21 protein-coding genes and 1 tRNA gene are annotated in these 22,062 nt (G+C 71.3%); 10 read left to right on the top strand and 12 right to left on the bottom strand.

The window, feature by feature from the left end:
• Positions 1-123: 123 nt before the first annotated feature.
• The 3 genes from glmS to rpoN form a co-directional block, all read right to left on the bottom strand.
• A complete protein-coding gene (gene glmS / locus ME121_RS21235; protein WP_012319386.1) occupies positions 124-1,950 on the bottom strand; it encodes a glutamine--fructose-6-phosphate transaminase (isomerizing) in 1,827 nt (608 codons plus the stop codon).
• Positions 1,951-2,094: 144 nt separating this feature from the next.
• On the bottom strand, positions 2,095-3,471 hold the full coding sequence (gene glmU / locus ME121_RS21230) for a bifunctional UDP-N-acetylglucosamine diphosphorylase/glucosamine-1-phosphate N-acetyltransferase GlmU (protein WP_012319387.1): 1,377 nt from the start codon (positions 3,469-3,471) through the stop codon (positions 2,095-2,097).
• Between the two features lie 75 nt (positions 3,472-3,546).
• The gene (gene rpoN / locus ME121_RS21225; protein ID WP_012319388.1) at positions 3,547-5,121 is read right to left on the bottom strand and encodes an RNA polymerase factor sigma-54; all 1,575 of its coding nucleotides are present in this window, start codon (positions 5,119-5,121) and stop codon (positions 3,547-3,549) included.
• A gap of 426 nt (positions 5,122-5,547) precedes the next feature.
• On the opposite strand from rpoN, the gene ME121_RS21220 reads away from it, so the two are divergent.
• Positions 5,548-6,267, top strand: coding sequence for a Crp/Fnr family transcriptional regulator (locus ME121_RS21220; protein ID WP_012319389.1), 720 nt, complete (start codon positions 5,548-5,550; stop codon positions 6,265-6,267).
• A 580-nt stretch (positions 6,268-6,847) separates the two neighbouring features.
• Positions 6,848-7,114: a DUF6894 family protein gene (locus ME121_RS21215; RefSeq protein ID WP_012319390.1), complete on the top strand. Its 267-nt coding sequence runs from the start codon at positions 6,848-6,850 to the stop codon at positions 7,112-7,114.
• Positions 7,115-7,123: 9 nt separating this feature from the next.
• On the opposite strand, the gene ME121_RS21210 is transcribed toward ME121_RS21215, so the two are convergent.
• The 4 genes from ME121_RS21210 to ME121_RS21195 form a co-directional block, all read right to left on the bottom strand.
• Positions 7,124-7,495 carry a hypothetical protein gene (locus tag ME121_RS21210; RefSeq protein ID WP_012319391.1) on the bottom strand — a complete coding sequence of 124 codons (372 nt, stop codon included), beginning with the start codon at positions 7,493-7,495 and terminating at the stop codon, positions 7,124-7,126.
• Positions 7,496-7,499: 4 nt separating this feature from the next.
• Entirely contained in the window at positions 7,500-7,730 is a 231-nt protein-coding gene (locus ME121_RS21205) for a hypothetical protein (protein WP_012319392.1), read from the bottom strand.
• Between the two features lie 91 nt (positions 7,731-7,821).
• A complete protein-coding gene (locus tag ME121_RS21200) occupies positions 7,822-9,411 on the bottom strand; it encodes an OpgD/OpgG family glucan biosynthesis protein (protein ID WP_012319393.1) in 1,590 nt (529 codons plus the stop codon).
• Between the two features lie 88 nt (positions 9,412-9,499).
• Positions 9,500-10,165, bottom strand: coding sequence for an SCO family protein (locus ME121_RS21195; protein WP_029359657.1), 666 nt, complete (start codon positions 10,163-10,165; stop codon positions 9,500-9,502).
• Positions 10,166-10,460: 295 nt separating this feature from the next.
• On the opposite strand from ME121_RS21195, the gene ME121_RS21190 reads away from it, so the two are divergent.
• Entirely contained in the window at positions 10,461-11,363 is a 903-nt protein-coding gene (locus ME121_RS21190) for an MBL fold metallo-hydrolase (RefSeq protein WP_059409551.1), read from the top strand.
• Between the two features lie 34 nt (positions 11,364-11,397).
• On the opposite strand, the gene ME121_RS21185 is transcribed toward ME121_RS21190, so the two are convergent.
• On the bottom strand, positions 11,398-13,005 hold the full coding sequence (locus ME121_RS21185) for a putative bifunctional diguanylate cyclase/phosphodiesterase (RefSeq protein ID WP_012319396.1): 1,608 nt from the start codon (positions 13,003-13,005) through the stop codon (positions 11,398-11,400).
• Between the two features lie 207 nt (positions 13,006-13,212).
• A complete protein-coding gene (locus tag ME121_RS21180; protein ID WP_029359654.1) occupies positions 13,213-13,644 on the bottom strand; it encodes a helix-turn-helix domain-containing protein in 432 nt (143 codons plus the stop codon).
• Positions 13,645-14,213: 569 nt separating this feature from the next.
• Here ME121_RS21180 and ME121_RS33965 point away from each other — a divergent pair.
• Positions 14,214-14,360: a hypothetical protein gene (locus tag ME121_RS33965; RefSeq protein ID WP_158682005.1), complete on the top strand. Its 147-nt coding sequence runs from the start codon at positions 14,214-14,216 to the stop codon at positions 14,358-14,360.
• 105 nt (positions 14,361-14,465) lie between these two features.
• The gene (locus ME121_RS21175; protein WP_234742051.1) at positions 14,466-14,948 is read left to right on the top strand and encodes a cupredoxin domain-containing protein; all 483 of its coding nucleotides are present in this window, start codon (positions 14,466-14,468) and stop codon (positions 14,946-14,948) included.
• Here ME121_RS21175 and ME121_RS21170 read toward each other — a convergent pair.
• Positions 14,945-15,226, bottom strand: a complete 282-nt coding sequence (locus tag ME121_RS21170) for a hypothetical protein (RefSeq protein WP_059409550.1) — start codon at positions 15,224-15,226, stop codon at positions 14,945-14,947. The two genes, ME121_RS21175 and ME121_RS21170, sit on opposite strands and share 4 nt — an antisense overlap.
• Before the next feature lie 221 nt (positions 15,227-15,447).
• On the opposite strand from ME121_RS21170, the gene ME121_RS33960 reads away from it, so the two are divergent.
• Positions 15,448-15,612, top strand: a complete 165-nt coding sequence (locus ME121_RS33960) for a hypothetical protein (protein WP_179239996.1) — start codon at positions 15,448-15,450, stop codon at positions 15,610-15,612.
• A 236-nt stretch (positions 15,613-15,848) separates the two neighbouring features.
• Here ME121_RS33960 and ME121_RS21165 read toward each other — a convergent pair whose 3' ends face one another.
• Entirely contained in the window at positions 15,849-17,063 is a 1,215-nt protein-coding gene (locus ME121_RS21165; protein WP_165851055.1) for a M20 family metallopeptidase, read from the bottom strand.
• A gap of 478 nt (positions 17,064-17,541) precedes the next feature.
• Here ME121_RS21165 and ME121_RS21160 point away from each other — a divergent pair, with 478 nt between their 5' ends.
• The gene (locus tag ME121_RS21160) at positions 17,542-18,285 is read left to right on the top strand and encodes a Crp/Fnr family transcriptional regulator (protein ID WP_024829971.1); all 744 of its coding nucleotides are present in this window, start codon (positions 17,542-17,544) and stop codon (positions 18,283-18,285) included.
• Between the two features lie 426 nt (positions 18,286-18,711).
• Here the strand turns inward: ME121_RS21160 and ME121_RS21155 are convergent.
• Positions 18,712-18,789 (bottom strand) — tRNA-Pro (locus tag ME121_RS21155).
• 141 nt (positions 18,790-18,930) lie between these two features.
• Here ME121_RS21155 and ME121_RS21150 point away from each other — a divergent pair.
• From ME121_RS21150 to ME121_RS21140, 3 genes are all read left to right on the top strand, one after another.
• Positions 18,931-20,211 carry a glycosyltransferase family 4 protein gene (locus tag ME121_RS21150; RefSeq protein WP_012319402.1) on the top strand — a complete coding sequence of 427 codons (1,281 nt, stop codon included), beginning with the start codon at positions 18,931-18,933 and terminating at the stop codon, positions 20,209-20,211.
• Between the two features lie 154 nt (positions 20,212-20,365).
• Positions 20,366-20,686, top strand: coding sequence for a rhodanese-like domain-containing protein (locus tag ME121_RS21145; RefSeq protein ID WP_012319403.1), 321 nt, complete (start codon positions 20,366-20,368; stop codon positions 20,684-20,686).
• Between the two features lie 145 nt (positions 20,687-20,831).
• Positions 20,832-21,986 (top strand): efflux RND transporter periplasmic adaptor subunit, encoded by a 1,155-nt coding sequence (locus tag ME121_RS21140; RefSeq protein ID WP_012319404.1) that lies wholly within the window; start codon positions 20,832-20,834, stop codon positions 21,984-21,986.
• Positions 21,987-22,062: the final 76 nt, after the last annotated feature.

The following is a 22,062-nucleotide window of genomic DNA, read 5'->3' as shown; positions in this document are numbered from 1 at the left end:
TCCGTGCGAGCGGAGTGAAGCGATCCGGTCGGCGCCAGACTGCGAGAGCTGCGCCGCCCTGGGTTGCTCCGCTCGCAAGGACGGCGCCGCGCCCGCACGATCCGCCGATCTGGTCGGCCGCGCCTACTCGACCGTGACCGATTTGGCGAGGTTGCGGGGCTGGTCGACGTCTTTCCCCATGAACACCGCCGTGTGGTAGGCGAGCAGCTGGATCGGCACCGCGTACACGATCGGCGCCACCGTCGGATCGAGCGCCGGCATGGTGAAGGTCGCGAGCGTGTCCAGCCCGTGCTCGGCCGCGCCCTTGGCGTCGCCGATCAGCACGATGCGCCCGCCGCGGGCGGCCACCTCCTGCATGTTCGAGACGGTCTTCTCGAACACCGCGTCGTGCGGCGCGATGACGATCACCGGCACGCTCTCGTCGATCAGGGCGATCGGCCCGTGCTTCAGCTCGCCCGCCGCGTAGCCCTCGGCGTGGATGTAGCTGATCTCCTTGAGCTTCAGCGCGCCTTCCAGCGCCATCGGGTAGCTGGTGCCGCGGCCGAGATAGAGCACGTCCCGCGCCTTCGCGACCTCCCGCGCCAGACCCTCGATCGCCGCCTCGTGGGTCAGCGCCTCCGCCATCAGGCCCGGCGCCTTGATCAGGCCGTCGACCAGGCGCCGCTCGCCCGCCGCGTCGAGCGTGCCGCGGGCGCGCCCCGCCGCGATGGCGAGGCAGAGCAGCACGGTGAGCTGGCACGAGAACGCCTTGGTGGAGGCGACGCCGATCTCCGGCCCGGCCAGCGTCGGCATCACCACGGAGGATTCCCGCGCGATGGTCGAGGTCGGCACGTTGACGACGCTCAGCGTGTGCTGGCCCTGGGTCTTCGCGTAGCGCAGGGAGGCCAGGGTGTCGGCGGTCTCGCCCGATTGCGAGATCACCAGCGTCAGCCCGTCCTTCTCCAGCGGCGCCTCGCGGTAGCGGGCCTCGGAGGCGACGTCGATCTCCACCGGCAGGCGCGCCACCTGCTCGAACCAGTAGCGGGCCACGAGGCCCGCATAGTAGGCCGTGCCGCAGGCGGTGATGTAGACGCGGCTGAGCTTGGCGAAGTCGAAGGGCAGCGCCTCGGGCAGCATGACCCGCCCATTCGCCATGTCGACGTAGTGGGCGAGCGTGCGGCCCACCACCTCGGGCTGCTCGTGGATCTCCTTGGCCATGAAGTGGCGGTACTCGCCCTTGTCGATCCGGTAGGCCTGCGTGGCGATCTTCTGCCGGGCGCGCTCGACCGTGGCGCCCGACGCGTCGCGGATCTCCGCGCCGCCCCGGGACAGGATCGCCCAGTCGCCCTCGTCGAGATACGTGATCGCGTCGGTGAACGGGGCGAGCGCCAGGGCGTCGGAGCCCAGGTAGGTCTCGCCCTCGCCGAAGCCGATCGCCAGCGGCGCCCCGTGGCGGGCCCCGATCAGCAGGTTCTCCTCGCCGGAGAAGAGGAAGCCCAGCGCGAAGGCGCCGCGCAGCCGCGGCAGGGCGGCGGCGACCGCCTCGACCGGCCCCATCTGCCGGTCCATGTTGCGGCTGACGAGCTGGGCGACGACCTCGGTGTCGGTCTCGGTCTCGAAGACGACGCCGTCGGCCTCCAGCTCCTGCTTGAGCTCGCGGAAATTCTCGATGATGCCGTTGTGCACGACCGCCAGGCGCGCTGTGGCGTGCGGGTGGGCGTTGGTCTCGTTGGGCCGGCCGTGGGTCGCCCAGCGGGTATGGCCGATGCCGATCGTGCCGGTGAGCGGCTCCTGGGCGAGCTTGGCCTCCAGGTTGACCAGCTTGCCCGAGGCCCGGCGCCGCGCCAGCCGGCCGTGCTCCAGGGTGGCGATGCCGGCGGAATCGTAGCCGCGGTACTCGAGCCGCCGCAGGGCCTCGATCACCTGCCCCGCCACCGCGTCGCGCCCGACGATGCCGACGATGCCGCACATAGGAGTGTCTCTCGCTGTCGCGCCCGGATGGCTACGCGCAGCGCTGCGCAAGGTCCGGGCCGCCCCGCGCCGTGCGGGGCCGAGCGGGACTTCTACCGGATCGGGACGGCGCAGGGCCAGCCCCGGTCACGCGGCCCTTCGCGCTCACGCCTTCCCGCGCCGCGCCTTCTCGGCCTGCAGCGCCGCCCGCTTCTCCCTGGCCCAGCCCGGCTTCACCGCCTGCCGGCCCCGGGCCACCGCCATGGCGTCCGCCGGCACGTCGTCGGTGATCACAGAGCCCGAGGCGACGTAGGCGCCCTCCCCCACCGAGACGGGGGCGACCAGGGCCGAGTTCGAGCCGATGAACGCGCCCGCGCCGATCGTCGTCCGGTGCTTGAGCACGCCGTCGTAATTGCAGGTGATCGTGCCGGCGCCGATATTGGCCTTGGCGCCGATCTCCGCGTCGCCGAGATAGGTGAGGTGCGCGGCCTTGGCGCCGGCCCCCATCCGGGCGTTCTTCAGCTCGACGAAATTGCCGAGCTCCGCGCCGGCCTCCAGCACGGCGTGGCCGCGCAGCCGCACGAACGGCCCGACCTTCACGCCCGCCTCCAGGCTGGTCTCGGTGAGATGCGCGAAGGCGCGCACGGTGCAGCCCTCCGCGACCCGCACGCCGGGGCCGAACACCACGTGGGGCTCCACGATCACGTCGCGCCCCAGCACCGTGTCGTGGCTGAGGAACACCGTCTCGGGCGCGATCAGCGTCGCGCCGCCCAGCATGGCGCTGCGGCGCAGCTGCGCCTGGATCGCGGCCTCCGCCACGCTGAGCTGCACCCGGTCGTTGACGCCCTGCGCCTCGGCCTCGTCCACCGGCACGACCGTGACGGGCAGCCCGTCGGCGACCGCCAGCGCCACCGCGTCGGGCAGGTAGTACTCGCCGGCGGCGTTGTCGTTGCCGATGCGGGCGAGCAGCGCCAGGGCGTGCCGTCCGGCGAGCGCCATCAGCCCGGCATTGCACAGGGTCACGGCCCGCTCGGCCGCGCTCGCGTCCTTCTCCTCGCGGATGGCGAGCACGCGGTCGCCCTCGGTCAGCACCCGTCCGTAGCCGGCGGGCGTGGCCGTCTCGAAGGCCAGCACGGCCACCGCGGCGCCGTCGGCCAGGGGCGCGCGGAGGCGCAGGAAGGTGTCGGCCGAGACGAGCGGCGTGTCGCCGAAGGCGATCACCACGTCGTCGTCCGGGTCGGCCAGGATCTCCCGGGCGGCCAGGACCGCGTGGGCGGTGCCGAGGCGCTCGGCCTGCGGGAAGACCCGGGCGCCGGGGGCCGCCCGGGCGATCTCGGCGGCGACGTCGTCGCGGCCGGGCTCGGCCACCACGGCGATCCGGCCCGCGCCCGCCGCCTGCACGGCGGCCAGGACGTGGCCGAGCATGCTGCGGCCGGCGATCCGGTGCAGCACCTTCGGCAGGTCGGAGCGCATCCGCGTGCCCTTCCCGGCCGCGAGCACGATGGCGGTGAGGCTGCGCGAGGGCGTTCCGGTCGGGGTCATCGCAGGTCCAGGCGTCGATCGAAGGCCACGACGGATGGGCCGGACGGGCGCCCGGCGCAACCCCGTCCGGAGCGATCAGCGCAGCGCCAGGGCGACGTGCTGGCTGGAGCCGTGGGCGAAACGCTCCCGGCGGCGCTCGATCGAGCTCGGGATCCGCAGGGACTCGCGGTACTTCGCCACCGTGCGCCGGGCGATGTCGACGCCCTCCCCGCGCAGCTTCTGCACCAGCGCGTCGTCGGACAGCACGTCGTCCGGCGTCTCGCCGTCGACGAGCTGCTTGATGCGGTGGCGCACCGCCTCCGAGGAGTGGGCGGCGGCGCCGGCCGCCCCGGGGATCGCCGCGGTGAAGAAGTACTTCATCTCCAGGGTCCCGCGGCTCGTGCCGATGGCCTTGTTGGAGGTGACCCGCGAGACGGTCGATTCGTGCATGCCGATCGCCTCGGCCACAGTCTTGAGGTTCAGCGGCCGCAGGTGGGTGACGCCGTGGACGAAGAAACCGTCCTGCTGGCGGACGATCTCGGTGGCGACCTTCAGGATGGTGCGGGCACGCTGCTCCAGCGAGCGGGTCAGCCAGTTGGCGTTCTGCAGCGCCTCCGACAGGAACGCCTTGTCGCCCTCCGCGGCGGCGTTGCGCGAGACGCGGGCGTAGTAGCTCTGGTTCACCAGGACCCGGGGCAGCGCCTCGCTGTTCAGCTCGACCAGCCAGGAGCCGTCCGGCGCGGCGCGCACGAACACGTCCGGAACCAGGACCTCGACGGCGCTCGACCCGAAGGCCCGGCCCGGCTTCGGGTCCAGGCGCCGGATCTCGCCCAGCATGTCGACGAGATCCTCGTCGTCGACGCCGCAGAGGCGGCGCAGCGCGGCGAAGTCCCGCTTGGCCACGAGGTCCAGCCGCGAGACCAGCGCCTGCATCGCCGGGTCGAACCGGTCGCGCTCGCGCAGCTGGATCGCGAGGCACTCGGCGAGGTCGCGGGCCGCGATCCCGGGCGGGTCGAAGGTCTGGACCAGCGCCAGCATCCGGCCGACGAGGGCCGGGTCGGCGCCGAGGCGCTCGGCCACGCCCTCCACCGTCTCGCGCAGGTAGCCGGCCTCGTCGACGGCGTCGATCAGGAACCCGCCGATCAGCCGCTCGGCCGGATCCCGGGTCGCGAGGTCGAGCTGGCCCGCGAGGTGCTCGCGCAGCGAGGTCTCGGCCGTCAGGGTCGCCTCGAAGTCGGGGGCCTCGGCGTCGAAGCTGCCGCCGGTGCTGCCGTAGGGCGGCGGCGTCAGCGAGAGCATGTCGCCCCCGCCCGCCTCGCGCGCCTGGACGGGGCTCTCGTCGGGGAAGACGTTGTCGAGGCGCGTGTCGAAGTCGCTCTCGATCTCGCCGCGGCTCGGGTTGAGGTCGGCCGAGAGCCACGATTCGGGCTCTGCCGCCTCGAACCCGTCCGACCCCGCCTCGTCGGCGTGGCCGCCCGATTCGGCGGCATCGCCCGCGGCCGGCAGGTCCGGCTCGGCGCGCTCCAGCAGCGGGTTGCGCTCCAGCTCGGCCTCGACGTAGGCCGAGAGATCGAGGTGCGACAATTGCAGAAGCTTGATCGCCTGCAGGAGCTGCGGCGTCATCACCAGGGCCTGGCCCTGACGCACTTCCAGCCGTTGCACCAAACTCATGCGAGGCCCCGATGCCCTTCCGGCGCGGTTCGCCAGCCGGAGCCACGCTGCTCACGGCATGGTTCTTGCTTGTTCCGTTGCGCTTTCTCTAGCCCGATCCGGCCCGCGCGTCAAAGCGCGACCGCGCACGCGGATGTTGGCAAGTGCACAGCGCTGCCGCGCCCGTGGCGCGTCGGCCACATCCCGGTCTTCCACCCCGCAGTCTGAAGGCAGATCTTAAAGGAAGGTTTGCGCATTCGTCCGCGCGCGTTTGCCAAGACATCCGAAAATCGCCGGCATTGGTTTGTCTGGTTGCAGACGCTTCGTCCGCTAGATGCAATATCCGCTCGCTATTGCGTGTTGATCCGAGCATGGCTCGGGGGTGCGCCCCGGTTCCCGCACCCGAGCCGGAGCGCGGATGTCGATCTCTGCGTACGCGTCTGCCGAATGCCGCATCAGAACCGCCTTCTGGCTGCCCTATCCGAGGCGGATGGCGCGCTGCTCCGGCCTCATCTCGAGGCGATCGACCTTCCTCTCGGCAAGGTGCTCGTCGAGCCGGCCGCCACGATACCGCACGCGGTCTTCATCGACACCGGCCTGTGCTCCGTGGTGTCGACCATGGCCGAGGGCGGCCGCATCGAGATCGGACTGTTCGGACGCGACGGCATGGCTGCGCCGGCGCTGCTGCTCGGAACCGACACGATCCCGTACCAGATCTTCATGCAGGTTGCCGGTCGCGGGCGCCGGATCTCCGTGTCGGCCCTGCGCGAAGCCCTGCGATCCAGCCCGTCGCTGCGCAACCTGCTGCTGCGCTACGTCCAGACCTTCCTGATCCAGGTTGCCCAGACCGCGATCGCCAACGCGGGCGCGCCCGCCGAGGAACGGCTCGCGCGGTGGCTCCTCATGTACCACGACCGGCAGGACGGCGACGATCTGTCGGTGACGCACGAGTTCCTGTCGATCATGCTCGGCGTACGCCGGCCGACGGTCACGGTCGCGATCCACACCCTCGAGGGCGCCGGCCTGATCCGGGCCCGGCGCGGCCGGATCCGGGTCCTGAGCCGCATGCGCCTGGAGGAGGCTGCCGGCCAGACCTACGGCCCGGCCGAGGCCGAGTACGAGCGCCTGATCGGCCCGCTGCGGCGCCCTCAGAGCACGCTGGCCTAGGGCGCTTCGGCCACCACGGTGCCGGCCGCGCGGCGTGCCGTCGACGTGCGGCCGGCGCATCGCGCTCAGGACGTCGTGGGCGAGGCGCTCGGTCGCGGCCCGGTCGGGCAGCCCGTTGCCCTCCCGATCGGCGATCGGCGTGCCCCGCCGTCGGGATCGGAGCGCCATTCCCCTGTCGGAGCGGAGTCGGGGCCTGAGCAGGGTGTCGGACCGGCGCGGACCACGCCGGGCGGGGGGCCGGCCGCCGCGCACCCGCCGGGAGGAGCAGCGTGCGCGCGGGCGACCGCGGCATCGTGCGCGCCGACGCCTGCGGGTCGGACCATGCCGGCCCGATCGGACGTTCGCGCAGAGGATCCGGCGCTCCGAACGGCGTCCGCCGCACCGGGGCCTATGTCCACACTCATACATTTTTTCGAGGGCGGCCGGATCGCGGCCCGGAGAGCCGCGTTTCCTGCCCGGTCGCCGCGACGCGAGGGTCGGGCGTCCGGTCGCGCGAGGCCATGCCGGTGCCCACACACAGGTTAACGACATCGCTCAGGTCGCGGCGCACGCTCGTCATCTGGCCGTGAGGTTCTGCGCCGTGCGCTACTTCACCGATTTCACCGACGACCGCGGGCTGTCCCGCGACGAGGAGGGGCTGCCCTTCGCCGATTGCCACGCGGCGTGCCTGTCGGCGACCGAGGCCCTGGTCGAGGCCGCGCAGGACCGGCTCCGCGTCAGGGCGGACCGGCCGGCCCCCGGCGATGCCGGCCTGGTGCTGGAGACGCGGGTCCGGGACGCGACCGGCAGCACGGTCTTCCGCGCCCGCCTCACCCTCGACCTGGACTGGCAGGCCGCCGACGGCTGAGCGCGGGCCCTACCAGCCGCAGTTCGGGATCGGCGGCTGCGCCTTGGCCATCGCCGACTTCTCGATCTGCACCATCGCGCCCCAGGCGTATTTCTGGGCGTGGGGCGTGACGTTGGCGAAGAGGCAGCCGAGCTGGAAGTGGGTCGCGCCCATCTCGCCCGCGAAGCCCATGCAGTCCAGGAAGGTCCAGGTCTTGGGTACCGGGGTCATGGACCGCCAGCGCGGCATCGCGACCGGCGAGCAGACCTTGATCGCACCGGTGCCGTCATCGGCGTTCAGCGCGTCGCCCGGGCTCTGCGCCGCGCCGGGCTGCACGGAGAGGCCGAGCAGGAGGGTCGCCGCGAGGGGGGCTCGGCAGGAGATCAAGGCGTGTCGGCTCATCGGTTCAGCGCATCGTCCACCACAGGGCCGCGAGGATCGCGAAGCCGACGACGTTGTAGAGGATCGCCCAGATCCACACACCCAGGACGGCGCGGCTCGGCTGCCGTGGCCGCGACCGACCGAGCCGCAGGCGGTTCCGGTCCTCCGGGGTCGGCCAGATCGCCGCCCGGGGAGCCTTGAGGAGCCGCGTCAGCGCCTCCGGGAGGTGCGGGCCGGGCGGTGTCTCGCCGGTCATGGCGGTCTCCGATGCGACGATGGGCCGTTCCGAGGCGGGCGGGAGCCGGACCTGTTCGGGCGACCGGCGGCCGGGCGCCGCCGCCCGCCGCTCACAGCACCGTGCCGGGTGCCTGCGGGTAGTACTGGTAGGCCCAGGTCTCGGAGAGCAGCCGGTCGCCCGATCTCAGCTGCAGACGCATCTCCACCGGATCCGGTCCCTCGGCGTAGACCTTGAGGAAGACCCGCCAGGGGCTCGGCTTGCCGTAGGGCGCCCAGGTGGCGCCGACCTCCTCGACGCTGCCGCGCGACAGGGTGAGCGCGACCGTCGCCTTCTCGGGATCGAGGCCCGACAGGGCCGCGCCCTCGAATTCCAGGACGAATTGCCGCACGAGGTTGGCGCGACCCGGCCGCCGGTCCGCATCCGCGAGCCACGCGGCCTTGGTGGCCCGGGTCGCGACGCACCGGGCGAGATCGGTGGCGACCGGCTCCGCGACGGTCCAGCGCAGCCGGTAGGCGAAGCTGCGGTCGGACCCGGCCTTCGGCGCGTCGTCCGGCACCCAGAGGGCGACGATGTTGTCGTCGGTCTCCTGGTGGGTCGGGATCTCGACGAGCTGGACGCTGCCGCGGCCCCAGTCGCCCTGCGGCTCGACCCAGATGTCGGGCCGGTTCTCCTCGAAGCCGTCGTCGATGTAGGTCTCGTACGCGCGGTCGCGCTGGAGCAGGCCGAACCCCTTCGGCGACCGGTCCGCGAAGGCGCTGACGCTGAGGCGGGGCGGGTTGTTGAGCGGCCGCCAGATCAGCTCGCCGGACCCGGTCTGCATCAGCAGGCCGTCGGAATCGTGCACCTCGGGACGCCAGTCGCTCGCGAGGAAGCGGCTCATGCCCTCCGAGTACCAGAGCATCGAGGTCAGGGGCGCCATGCCGAACCGCTCCACCGCCTCGCGCATGTAGACCGTGCAGGCGACGTCGATGACGACGTGCGGCTCCTTCCGGGCGACGAACCGGTAGGCGCCGGTCAGGCTCCGGCCCTCGAGGAGCGCCAGCACGGTCACGGCGCCGTCCGAGGCCGGGCTGACGTAGAAGCGGGTGAAGACCGGGAACTCCTCGGTCTTCCCGGGCCCGGGCGCCGTGTCGATCGCGATGCCCCGGGCCGAGGCGCCGTACTGGGCACCGTCCCCGGCGGCGCGGAAGTAGGACGCGCCCAGGAAGGCCAGCCAGTCGCCGTCGTCGCCCGGCTGGCCCGCGGGCGCCTTCTGGAACCGGAATCCCGCGAAGCCCGCCCCGTCCGGGACGTCCTTGGCCGGATTGCCGGGCGGGTAGGTGAAGAGGTCGTGGGCGTACAGCACCTCGCGGGCCTGCCCGCCCTCCAGGGCGTAGACCTTCACGGGGTGACGGAAGAAGTTGCCGAGGTGGAAGAAGGTCACCGGGTAGGGGCTGTCGGCGAACAGGGCGTGGCCCGGCGGGTAGCGGATCTCCTGGAGCGGCCCGTAGGTCAGGGCGTCGAGGGCCGCCGAGGCGGGGGCCTCCGGCGGCGGCGCGTAGGGGCGGTCCCGCAGCGTCCGGGCGAGGTCCTTCAGCCGGTCGAGATCCATGGGCTCGGGCGGCGCCAGGCGCGGCCCGCCGCCGGCGGCCCGGGCGAGGCCGGGATACGGCGCGAGGGCGAGGAGCCCGATGGCGGTCAGGACGCGGCGCGTGATCAAGCTGGAACCCCCCGATGCGGCCGGGCCTCGCGACCCGCGCCGCCCTCTAGCCACGCCGGCGCGGCGGCGCAATTTCCCGGCCCGCGGCTCAGCTCCGCGGACCGCAGCTGCCGGTGCTGCCGTCGGTCGTCCAGAGGTTGGCACCGCCTCCCGGCGGGCACTGCCCCGGCAGCGCCAGGGTGATCAGCTTCGCGAAGGTGCTGGCCTCGTCCTCGCCGTAGCCGATCTCCCCGACCATGCGCCCGGTCCTGTCGAACAGCGCCACGGTGGCGGAATGCTCCATCGTGTAGTCGCCGTCCTTGGTCGGCACGCGCTTGTAGGCGACGTGGTAGGCGTCGGCCATGCGGGCGACCTGCTGCGGCGTGCCGACGAGGCCGCGGATCCGCGGATCGAACGAGGCCAGGTACTCCCGCAGGGCGTCGGGCGTGTCGCGCTCCGGGTCGAGGGTGACGAAGACGACGTTGAGGCGGTCCGCGTCGCGGCCCATCCGGCCGAGGGCGGCCGACAGGGTCGCGAGCGTCGTCGGGCAGACATCCGGGCAGTGGGTGAAGCCGAAGAACAGGACGGACGGCTTGCCGCGGAGATCGGCCTCGGTCACCGGGCGGCCGTCGACATCCGCCATCGTGAACGGCCCGCCGACCTTCCGGGGATGGCTGAACCGCGAGCCCTGCTGGAGGACGATCGCCCCGGTGCCGGTGGCGACCACGGCGATGAGGGCGGCGGAGGCGATGAGGGCGAGAGGGCTCGGTGCCATGCTGTGACCTGCGACGGCGCGTCGAAGCGGACGGTATCGATGCGGCCAATATGGGGTCCGTGTCGACCGGCGTGAGGCCCGGCGCGCCGTGCGGGGCCGGGCACCGAGCCGGGCACCGGGCCGGGAACGGCGCCAGGAACACGCCCGGGCGAGGCCGGTTGGCCAGGATACGGGCGGTCGCGCCATCCGGTGCCGGGACGCCCGTGGCCCGCCGGGATCGGTCGATCCCGTCGGGCCCCGGCCGGGCCGCGCGCCCGACCGTCCCTTCCGCGACCGTGTACGGGAGCCGCCCCAGATGGCCCAGCAGATCCCCGTCGACCCGCAGGCCCGGGCCGACGATCCCCGCCGCGACGCCGAGCGGGACGACGCGACCCACGCCATCGCCGACGACGTCGCCTACCAGCGCCACGTCCTGGTCAACGTCGTGTTCGTGGGGGCCCCCGGCGCGGGCGACCGGGGCTGGGTCCTGATCGATGCCGGCGTGATGGGCGCCAAGCGCGGGATCCAGGCCGCCGCCCGGGCCCGCTTCGGCGCGGGGGCCCGGCCGGCCGCGATCGTCCTGACCCACGGCCATTTCGACCATGTCGGCGTCCTGGAAGACCTCGCGGGGGAATGGGATGTCCCGGTCTACGCGCACGTCCTGGAGCGGCCCTATCTCGACGGCAGCGCCGCCTACCCGACGCCGGATCCGAGCGTCGGCGGCGGCCTCCTGGGTCGCCTGTCGCCGCTGTTCCCCACCCACCCCGTCGACGTGTCCGGGCGGCTGCACCACCTGCCGGAGGACGGTTCGGTGCCGCCCCTGCCCGGCTGGCGCTGGATCCACACGCCGGGCCACGCGCCCGGCCACGTCTCGCTCTGGCGCGAGTCCGACCGGACGCTGATCGCGGGCGACGCCTTCATCACCACGGCGCAGGAATCCGCCTACGCGGTCGCCACGCAGGCGCCGGAACTGCACGGGCCGCCGATGTACCTGACGATCGACTGGCCGGCGGCGCGCGCGTCGGTGCGGGCGCTCGCAGCGCTCGCTCCGGAGCGGGTCATCACCGGGCACGGCCGGCCGCTGCAGGGGCCCGAGATGCGCCGCGCCCTCGACGCCCTGGCGGAGGATTTCGACCGGGTCGCGGTTCCGGAGACGGGCCGGTTCGTGGAGCACCCGCTCGGGGCCGCCGACGGCTCCGCCTACCGGGCGCCGCGCTGACCCGCGCGACGCCGCGCGGGCGGCGTCCCACGCCTCACGAGGCCCGCGCCAGATCCGGGAACGGGGCCGGGGATCGCGCGGCGGCGAGCACGTCGTCCATCTCGGCCTTCGGCATGGCGTGGCCGAACAGGTAGCCCTGGCCGAAATGGCAGCCCTGGTCGGACAGCCAGTCGAGGCTGGCGTCGGTCTCGATCCCCTCGGCGGTGGTGGAGAGGCCGAGGCTCGCCCCGAGCTTGATGATGGCGTCGACCAGCTTCGCCCGCTCGTCGCTCATCGTGATGGCGTCCACGTAGCTGCGGTCGATCTTCAGCTTGTCGAACTTGAGTTCGCGCAGGTGGTACAGGCTGGAATAGCCGGTACCGAAATCGTCCAGCGCGATGCGCACGCCGAGTTCGCGCAGGGACAGCAGGGTCGTCCGGGTCGCCTCCAGGTCCTGGATCAGGGCACTCTCGGTGATCTCGACCTCCAGGCGCTGCGGCGGGAAGCCGGTCTCGGTCAGGATCCCCAGGATGCGCTGGGCGAGCCACGCGTCCTGGAACTGCTGCGGGGCGATGTTCACCGCCAGGATCAGGTGGGGCGGCCAGGCGCGGGCATCCAGGCACGCGCGGCGGATCAGCGTGTAGCTGAGATCCGCGATCATCCCGGTCTCCTCGGCCACCGGGATGAACTCGCTCGGTCCGACCAGCCCGCGCGACGGGTGGCGCCAGCGCGCCAGCACCTCGACGCCGACGATCTCCCGCTCGGGGAGCGACACCACCGGCTGGTAGAAGGGCTCGATCGCGCCCGTCTCGATGGCGCCGCGGAGTTCCGTCTCCATGCGGGCGCGGGCGCGCAGCTCCGCGTCCATGGCGCTGCGGAAGAACCGGAAATTGCCGCGCCCGTCCTTCTTGCCCTGATACATGGCGAGGTCGGCCGCGTGCAGGATCGCGTCGGCGTCCCCGTGCTCGGCCGACACCGCGGCGACGCCGACCGTCGCGCCGACCTTGAGGTCGTTCTGGCTCCACGTCACCGGCTCGGCGATGCGCCCGATGACCGCCTGGGCGAGACGCCTCAGCGCCTCGCTCTCGTAGCGGAGCGGGACCAGCATGGCGAACTCGTCGCCGCCCAGCCGGGCCGCCAGGCCGCCCGACGGCACGAGCTGCTGGAGGCGCTCGGCCACGGCGCACAGGACCGCGTTCCCGGCCGCGTGGCCGTAGAGGTCGTTGACCGGCTTGAACCGGTCGAGGTCGATGAGCAGCACCGCCGCGTCCCCGGCGCCCGACGCGTGCGCCCGCTCCACGGCGTCGATGAAGCGGCGGCGGTTCGCCAGACCGGTCAGCCCGTCGTGCCGGGCGATCGCCTCGGCCTGCGCCGCCGCGGCGGCGCGCTCGAGCATGAGCCGCCGGAGGATGATCGACTTGCGGATGCTGGCGCCCCACTGCGCCACGCCCATGCAGGCGGCGAGCAGGAGGAGATCCGTGAGGTTGTAGGTGGCGACCAGGGTGTTGAGATACGCGAAGGTCCCCAGCGTGACGCCGACGAACCAGATCCCGACGCCGATCACGAGCAGGCACAGGGTCTCGTACAGCTCGCCACGGCCCCAAGCTTTCGACGTCTCGATCGGCATGGTCAGGACCCGGTTTCCAGCGTCAGCGCGAAACATGCTGTCCGCTCATGCGCTGTAAAACAGCCTCCGGACGCGGGCGCCTATCTACATCGTTACGTGACTTTGTCTTGGTTTAATTTGAATTAAAGCCTGCACCACTCTCCGGCGCGCGCGGCTCGATCACGCGCAGGTGTCCCACCGCGCGGGAATTTGCCGCACATGCCCTGGTCACACCCTCGGCGATCCGGCACAGGACCGGCGCCGTCACGCCTCGCCGACGGCGTTCGGACGTTGCGCGCCTGCGCGGCTCTCCTGGAGGGCTGCGGCCGCCTTGACGATCGACAGGATCCCGCCGCGGGTCGTCTCGTCGGTGATGCTGGTGAAGGCCAGAACGAGTTCCATGACCTTCGGATCCTCGAACAGGGCTGCGGGCCCGACGCGTCCGCCGCCGGTGTCCCGCGGATCGGCGAAGAAGGTGTCCACCGGCACCTTCAGCAGGTCGGCGATGGCCTGAAGCCGCCCGGCGCCGATGCGGTTGCGCCCCTTCTCGTACTTCTGAACCTGCTGGAAGCTGACGCCGATGGCCTGACCGAGGTCGGTCTGGCTCAGGCCCTGTGCCACGCGCAGCGCCGCGATACGGCCGCCGATCGTGCGATCGGTCTCGGTGGCGGACTTGGGCTTCGGGGAGGACGACATCGGACGGAAACCTTCGGCATGCGGGACGGGGGCGACTTACCGGGTGTCGCGGTAAAAAACACAACCAAAAACTGCTTAGTGCACCAATAAGTTGCGCAAGTCCTAGTTGCACCGGGCGCATGGCTTGGCTGTTGGTTGTACGCCCACGGTCATCGAAACCGCAATGGCGGGCGGTGTCTGTCACGCGGCGCACAATTCATCGCGACCGTTCCACCGGTTTTCGCCCAGGCGCGAGGCCAGTCAGCCGCTCTACAGGACGACTCGGCGGAGATCGGGCGTCGCGATGTAAAGTACCGACATCGTGGATGATCGTCGCGCGCAGCCACGGATGTGTGAAGCCGCGCACCGCGTCGAGGAATTCCGCCCGCCGCTTCTTCGCAAGACAGCGGCGCCGCGCGCCGTGAGCGGGAATGTCGACGCCGGCAAGGCGCGGTCGCTATTGTCGCCAGGATACTGCGGTTATCGTAGGTCCAAACACTTTGTGTTCCGATCGTGAAAATCTATGAAATGATGTATTCAACGGCCAAGCCCTGCGGTACGGTCGGCTTCCCATCACAGCGCCGGCGTCGATGACCGATCTTCTCGCGACCTTCCAGGAGCCGACCGCCTCTGCCGGGCAGGCCGAGCCGGTGACTGAGAGGTCAGCCCTGCGGGCGCATATCGCGCGGATCCTGCGCAAGCTCCCTTCCGCCAAGGCGGCAGGCGCGGCGCGCTGATGGCCTCCGGGCCGTCATTCGGTCCCCGGCCCGTTTGAACTGCGACTTGCTCCGTGTGGTTGAGCCAGTGTCACTCCTCACAACGACACGGCGGGAAGACCACGTATGATGTCTGAATCCGGTTTCCGGCTCGGGGCCGCACGTCCGGCTTGGCGCATGGCGGCGGCCGTCGCGGCCGGGTTGGGCGTCGGCTCGCTGACCGGCTCTCTCGCCGATGGCGCCCGTGCGGCCGAGGCGATGCCCTCCGTCGACCTGACGATGACCACGGAGAACGGAGCCGCGACATGCGCGCCCGCCGAGCTGCGTCTGCCCGCCGAGTCGGATGTCAGCATCCGGGTGCAGAACAAGTCCACGAGTCAGATCGTCCTGACCGCGCCCCAGATCTTCGAGAACAAGAACGTGCTCCACCACGACGGCGACGTCGTGCACGTGGCCAGCAACGACGGCTACACGGTCAAGCAGAACGGCCAGGGCGAGATCCGCGTGCGGACGATCGCGGCCGGCCAGTATCCCTACGGCTGCACGAGCGTGAACGACAGGTCCCAGCCATTCCGCGGAACCCTGACCCTCAGCCCGGCGGCGCGCTAGCGGCCCGCCGCGTCGGTGTGGCGGCGCTCGGCGACCGGAGAAGGACCGGGCCCCGGCTGGCCCACGAATCCGAGACGGGCCGGACCGACCCGATCTCGCCGGACGCGACGGCCTCCACGGTCGCGCGCCTCGCCGAGCATGCTCGCGGCTGCGCCGCTCGGCGAGAGGCCCCTCGCCTCGGCGCGTTCTGCCGGCGCACCGGTCCGGGCGTACTCCATGGCGAGCGGCTCCTCGGAGTAGACGTGCTCGCCGGCCTCCAGGGCGGCCTCGGTCACCACGCAGCGGCAGGGTTCCGTTCCCGACCCTCATCGACTGGGCGTCGGATCCGCTTTCGGATCGGTCACTGGCCGGTTCGGGTGCCCGAATGCGGCGCGCCCGGATGGATTGTACACGGCGCGGTCGCCGAAAACGGTGGCGCACTTCGGTCGAACAGGCGTTTAACGCTCCGTTTACCGTGCTGTCCGAGAGTTCCAGCTTCAACCGGAGCCCCTGAACAGTCATGCTTGATGTCGCGTTCTGGTGGTGCGTGGCCGTGGCGCTGACCGGATCGGTCGGCCTCGTCGGCCTGGCCCTCTTCGCTGGACGGGGCGCCCGCTCGCGGCCGCGCGGCGTCAGGCTGGCCCGGGCCGAGCCCCTCGTGCTCCGTCACTTCGGGCGCGCGTAGATCGGCGGCCACCGGCCCGACGACGGACGTCCGAGATCTGTCGGTTCGCGGCCGGTTCGATCTCGGGTCGGCATGGTCCGGCCGGCCCGGACGGCGCCAAGATCCAGATGGCGCTCGTCCGGGCCCGTGCGGCCGATCGCTTGTCGCGGACGAGGAGCGGTCGGCGCGGCGGCATCCGAACCGCGGACTCCCCGGGTCACGATTCCGAAGGGGGGAACGGCGCCTGTCGCTGGGCCTCACTCGGCGCGGCCGCAGCACATGCGGAGCATCAAGTCTCTGTAGATCGCCTGCGCCTCCTCGATCCGTTCCACGAGGCAGTACTCATCCGTTTTGTGGCACTGCGCCGCCTCGCCGGGGCCGACGATCAGCGTGGCGACACCGTCAAAAGCCGGCACGAGAGCCGACGCATCGGTGAAGTAGGGTGCCCCGGCCGGTTCCACCGCGGCCCCCGTCCGCTCTCGCAGCAGCGCCAGGAGCGGGGCAGCGGACGGATCGTCCGGCTCGGTCGCGAAGCCCGGGAAGCTCGTGACGATCCGGATCTCGGCCTCGGATCCGAAGAGGCGGCCGAGTTCGGCGACGAGCGCCGCGTGTCTCTGATCCGGGAGGGTCCGGATATCCACGGTGAACTCGGCGCAGTCAGGGACGGAGTTGATATTCTCTCCACCGCGGACGGTGGTGACGCAGGCCGTGGCGCTGCCCAGCAGTGGATGACGGGCGCCGAAATCGTAGCCTTCGAGCCTCCGGATCCACTCCGCGACCTTGCTGATCGCGTTCTCGCCCTCGTGCGGCATCGAGGAATGCGCCGTCCGCCCGCGCGCGGTCACGACGACGCGGAGAGAGCCCTTATGGGCGAAGAGGGCGGCATTCGACGTCGGCTCTGCCACGATCAGGAGTTCGGCGGGCCCGAGACCCTTCTCGCGGGCGACGTGGAATGCGCCCTCGCATCCGGTCTCCTCTCCGGCGGTGATCACGAGCGTGATACCGCGGTGAAAGCTGCGCCCGTCCTCGATCAGGTTGCACGCAGCCGCCACGAACGCGGCCACGCCCGCCTTCATGTCGCTGGCGCCGCGGCCGTACAGCCGGCCATCCTGCACGATCCCGTCGAAGGGAGGGAATTGCCACTCGTTCGACCCGAGTGGCACGACGTCTATGTGCCCAGTGAAGCAGAGCGGCTTGCCGTTGGCCGTCCCAGGCATGCGCGCGACCAGCGTTGGCCGATCCCTGGCGAATTCGTAGCTGACGACATCGAACCCGTATCCGGTCAGCAGGCGAGCGATGAACTCGGAACATTCCTTCTCCTCACCCGGAGGATTGATCGACCGGAACCGGATGAGCTGCTTCGCGAGGTCGACAGCGTTGAGGGGCATCGGTGCTTCCACGTGAAATTTCGCGCCGTTGCCGACGGCGGTCTCCAGGGCACGCGTGTCAGGACGACGACCCTGCAGCTTCATCGGCGATGGACCGCGCTCGGGAGGGCCCGAGCGGTTCGGGCGACCGGGCTGGGTCGCCTGCGGAATGACCGCTCGTGGGGAGCGGTCTGCCCGCTGCGAGTGGAGCATGCATCGGAGCGGCCGTCGCGATCCGATCCGCCTGCGACACTCATCGGGCGCGGGAGAATGAAGTCTCTTCCGCGCACCGGCGAACGAGGAACGCGTGCATTCGCCGCGCGGGCCGCCGAAATCTCGCCGGAAACGTTGAGCCAGAGAGCGATTTCGCGCGAACCACGCGATATTGGGCGACGGTGAAAACGGACGAAATCCGGCGTGGTTCCGAGGACAATGGGAATATATATTCTCACACAAATTGATTTACGTCATGAAATCCTGTTATAGCATGTTTAAGATGATGGACATCGTCGGCTGACTCGCGACAGGTGTCGGCGACTGGGAGAGCCGTGCGCTTCCACCTGCAAGGCGAAGGTGGAGCGACATGCCGTCAGCCCCCGATAGGCAAGTGACATCAGCTCTCATTCGCAAGTTGGAAAGCATCACCGCCCTCTCCGAGGTCGAGCGTGAGGCCATCCAGAGCTTGCCCGTGAGGACGCAGGTCTTCGGCGCGCACCAGGACATCGTGCGCGACGGCGACACGTCCTCGCAATGCTGCCTGATCCTCGACGGCTGGGCCTGCCGCTACAAGCTGCTCAACCAGGGCAAGCGGCAGATCCTGTCGTTCCACGTTCCGGGCGATATCCCGGATCTGCAGAGCTTGCACCTGCCGACCATGGATCACAGCCTCGCCACGATGAAGCACACGACCGTCGCTTTCATCTCGCATGAGAGCCTGCGCGCTCTGACCGCACGCTTGCCGGATCTCGCCGCGCTCCTGTGGCGCGATACCTTGATCGACGCGGCGATCTTCCGCGCCTGGATGACCGGCTTGGGCCGCCGTTCGGCCGACGAGCGGATCGCACACCTGTTCTGCGAGATGTACCTGAAGCTCCAGGCTGTGGGGCTCGCCGGCGATTACCGCTGCCCGATGCCGATCACGCAGATGGACCTGGCGGATGCGCTGGGTCTCACGCCCGTCCACATCAACCGCGTGCTCATGGGTTTGCGCAGCCGAGCCCTGATCACGCTCCGCAGCCGCACGCTGGTGATCGAGGCGTGGGAGGAATTGATGGAGGTTGCTGAGTTCGACCCCCGGTACCTGCATCTGGACAGGCGCGCTGCGTGAGGCTTCGCCTCCACCGACCGTCCGCCTTCGGGGCGGGGCGATGCCGCTCCGCATACCCGGGTAGGTCGTTGGCAGCCGCGGGGAGCGTTCTCAGCGGGGTGCGCGCCAGCGTCCCGTCTCAGTGGGTCTCGCCACTCGCCAAGCCGTTGGCCTCCGGCCGTGCCAGCGCGCGGCTCGCTCCCTGAGCGGCGCCGGTCTCCTGGTCGGAGGCCTCGGGGCCGCGCGAGGCTCGGAGACGGTCGGATGCGTGGCCACGGGCTTCGGCTACCCGCCGCGCCCAGCAGTGCACAGACCGCGAGGAGAGCGTGAGTCGCCCCATGGGCGGTTCTGGCGCCCCGTGGTTCCCCGTGCGCCGTCCGTTCCGCCTCGGCCTGCGGGCGGACTGGCGGCCGTTGATGGAGAAGCCTTGTTGCCCGAAGGCTCTAATGGTCGGAGTGGCGGGATTCGAACCCACGACCCCTAGTCCCCCAGACTAGTGCGCTAACCGGGCTGCGCTACACTCCGACGCCGCTAGGGCTCGCGGCTCTTAGCCTCCGCGCCGCGCCCGCGCAAGCCCTCCGGCGCGCGCGGGCCGCGCGGAGATGCTGGCTCTCGCGGGTCAGGCCCGCTACGGGGAGGCCTCACCCCGACACTTGCCCGAGGATCATGACGGACCGACCGATCGCCTTCGATCTCACGCGCCTCGTCACGCGGCTGCGCCACGCGAGCCCGTCGGGCATCGACCGCGTCGACCTCGCCTACGCGCGCGCCTATCTCGGCCGGGCGGAGACGGGCGTCGGCGTCGTCGCCACGGCCTTCGGACCGCGCATCCTCGATCGCGCGCAGGCGCTGGAGATCGTCGAGGCGGTGGCGGCCGGATGGGTCGAGGACCGGGACGCCGGGTCGGACCCGGTCTACCGGCGGCTCGCGTCCCGGTGCGGCGATCCCGCCGCCCCGCCGTCGCCGCTCGCCGCGCCGCGGACCGGGTCCGCCGAGAGGCGCCGGATCCAGGCGCGCAAGACCGTCGACATCGCGCTGCGCGGCCGGTCGGTCGCCGTCCTGCCCCAGGACGCGCTCTACCTGCACACCTCGCACCTGCGCCTCGACGACCCGCGGCGGTTCGACTGGCTCTATACCCGCCGGGACGTCCGGGCGGCGTTCTTCGTCCACGACCTCATCCCGATCACCCATCCGGAATACGGCCGGTCCGGCGAGGCCGACCGCCACCGGGCGCGCCTGCGCACGATCGGGCGGCACGCCTCCGCCATCCTGGTGAATTCGGAGGATACCGGCCGGCGCACCCTCGCGCACCTCGCCGCCGAGGGGTTCGGAAGGCCGCCGGTGGCCGTGGGCCATCTCGGCGTCGAGCCCGCCTTCGGGCGCGACGGACCCCGGTTCACGCCCGACCGGCCGACCTTCCTGGTCTGCGGCACCATCGAGTCGCGCAAGAACCATCTGCTGCTGTTCCAGATCTGGCGGCTCCTCGCCGAGCGCCACGGGAATGCCGCGCCCCGGCTCGTCGTGGTCGGTCGCCGGGGCTGGGAGGCGGAGAGCGCCATCGACATGCTGGAGCGCTGCCCCGGCGTGCGCGCCCACGTCATCGAGGCCTCGGGATTGTCCACGCACGGTCTAGCGGCGCTCATGCGCAGCTGCACCGCCCTGCTGATGCCGTCTTTCACCGAAGGGTACGGCATTCCCGTCGTCGAGGCCGCGGCCTCCGGGCTGCCGGTCGTCGCCTCCGACATCGCGGTCCATCGCGAGATCGCCGACAGCTTCGCGCTGTTCCGCGATCCCCTGGACGGTCCGGGCTGGATCGAGGCGATCGAGGCGCTCGCGCGGCCCGGCGCGCCCCTCCGGTCCGAGCTGGCCGGTCGTCTCGACGGGTATCGGCCGCCGGACTGGCCCGCGCATTTCGCCGCCGTGGCGCCGACCCTCGCGGCGCTCTGAGAGGGGGCCGGCCCGCGCCGGGCCGGCAACGGTCGGCGCGGCTGCCGGCCGGTCGCGCGCCGACGACGCACGTTGCGCCGCCGAGGTCTGACGAATAAGGAAAAGCGTCAGTCAACCAGCCTGGCCGAGAGCGGGCGGAACGGAGATCCTGCCGATGCGGGTGGTCGACCTCGATCGCGAGACGGTCAAGCGCGGGCTCGATGACGGCTCGATGCTGATCATCGATGTCCGTGAACCGCATGAATACGCGGCCGGGCACATCCCGGGCGCCGTCTCGCACCCGCTCTCGAGCTTCGATCCGCGGGCGGTCGCGGCCCTCGTGGCGGAGGACGGCCGGCGGGCGGTCTTCTCGTGCGCCGCGGGCGTCCGCTCCGTCCACGCGCTGATGGCCGCGCAGAACGCCGGGCTCGACCTCGCCGAACATTACAAGGGCGGCTTCAAGGACTGGTACAGCGCTGGCGAAACCGTCGACTGATCAACCGTTTCAATCCGGCTCGCGAGGCCGTGATGTGCGGTCGCGCACAAGCAACACCGTCGACCGCGGGTTACGGCGCACCCGCGGCGGAACAATCGTCAAGCTCGGCGCGACCGGACGGTCGGCCAACGGACAGCAGGACCCGATGCGCAGCCGGCTTCCCAGCCTTCTCACCGTCTTGTCAGGCCTGATCGCGGGTCTCGCGGCAGGGCCCCTCGCGACCCCCGCCCGCGCGCAGGCGCCGGGCGGCCCGCCGCCCAAGGTCACCGTGGCCAAGCCCGTGGTGCGCCAGATCGTCGAGCAGGATCAGTATACCGGCCGCTTCGACGCGATCGAGTACGTGGAGGTCCGCGCCCGGGTCACCGGCTACCTCGAGAAGATCAACTTCGTCGACGGCCAGACGGTGAAGAAGGGCGACGTCCTGTTCGTGATCGACCGGCGCCCCTACAAGGCGGCGCTGGAGCAGGCCCAGGCGGCCCTGGCCTCCGCCAAGGCGCGCCAGTCCTTCTCGCAGACGGACCTGGAGCGCGCGCAGACCCTGTCCCGGAGCGGCAACATCTCCGAGCAGGTCACCGACCAGCGGCGGCAGGCCTCGCAGACCGCCCAGGCCGACGTCGACAGCGCCCAAGCCGCCCTCAACAACGCCCAGCTGAACTACGATTTCAGCGAGGTGAAGGCGCCGATCAACGGCCGCATCAGCCGCCGCCTGGTGACCGAGGGCAACATCGTCAGCGCCGACCAGACCATGCTGACGACGATCGTGTCCCTCGACCCGATCTATTTCAGCTACACGGTCGATGAGAAGTCGTTCCTCAAGTACCAGAACAGCCTCGGCATCGGCATGGGCCAGACCCAGCAGGGCAAGGGCGTGCCGATCCTGATCGCGCTGTCCGGGGAGGCGAAGCCGACCCGCAAGGGCACCCTCGACTTCGTCGACAACCGCGTCGACAACGCCACCGGCACGATCCTGCTGCGCGCGACCGTCCCGAACCCCGACATGTTCATCAAGCCCGGCCTGTTCGGCATCGTCTCGATGCCGGCGACCAAGCCGTTCCAGGGCATCCTGCTGCCCGACGAGGCGGTGTCCGCCAACCAGGACAAGCGCATCGTCTACATCGTCGGACCCGAGAACGTGATCCAGCAGAAGGACGTCGTGCTCGGGCCGAAGGTCGACGGCTACCGGGTGATCCAGTCGGGGCTGAAGGGCGACGAGACCGTGGTGGTCAACGGCCTGTCCCGCGTCCGTCCGGGCGCGAAGGTCACCCCCGAGACGATCGAGCTGCCGCCGAGCAAGACCTGAGCCCGCGCGGCTCGACACGAACGCCTTCGTGCGCGCCCCGCGGCGCGCCCCGCACCGACGACGCAGGGCCCCGTCC

The sequence above is a fragment of the Methylobacterium sp. ME121 genome (assembly GCF_000974725.1).
Taxonomy (GTDB): domain Bacteria; phylum Pseudomonadota; class Alphaproteobacteria; order Rhizobiales; family Beijerinckiaceae; genus Methylobacterium; species Methylobacterium radiotolerans.
This window is presented reverse-complemented; position numbering and strand designations above follow the sequence as displayed.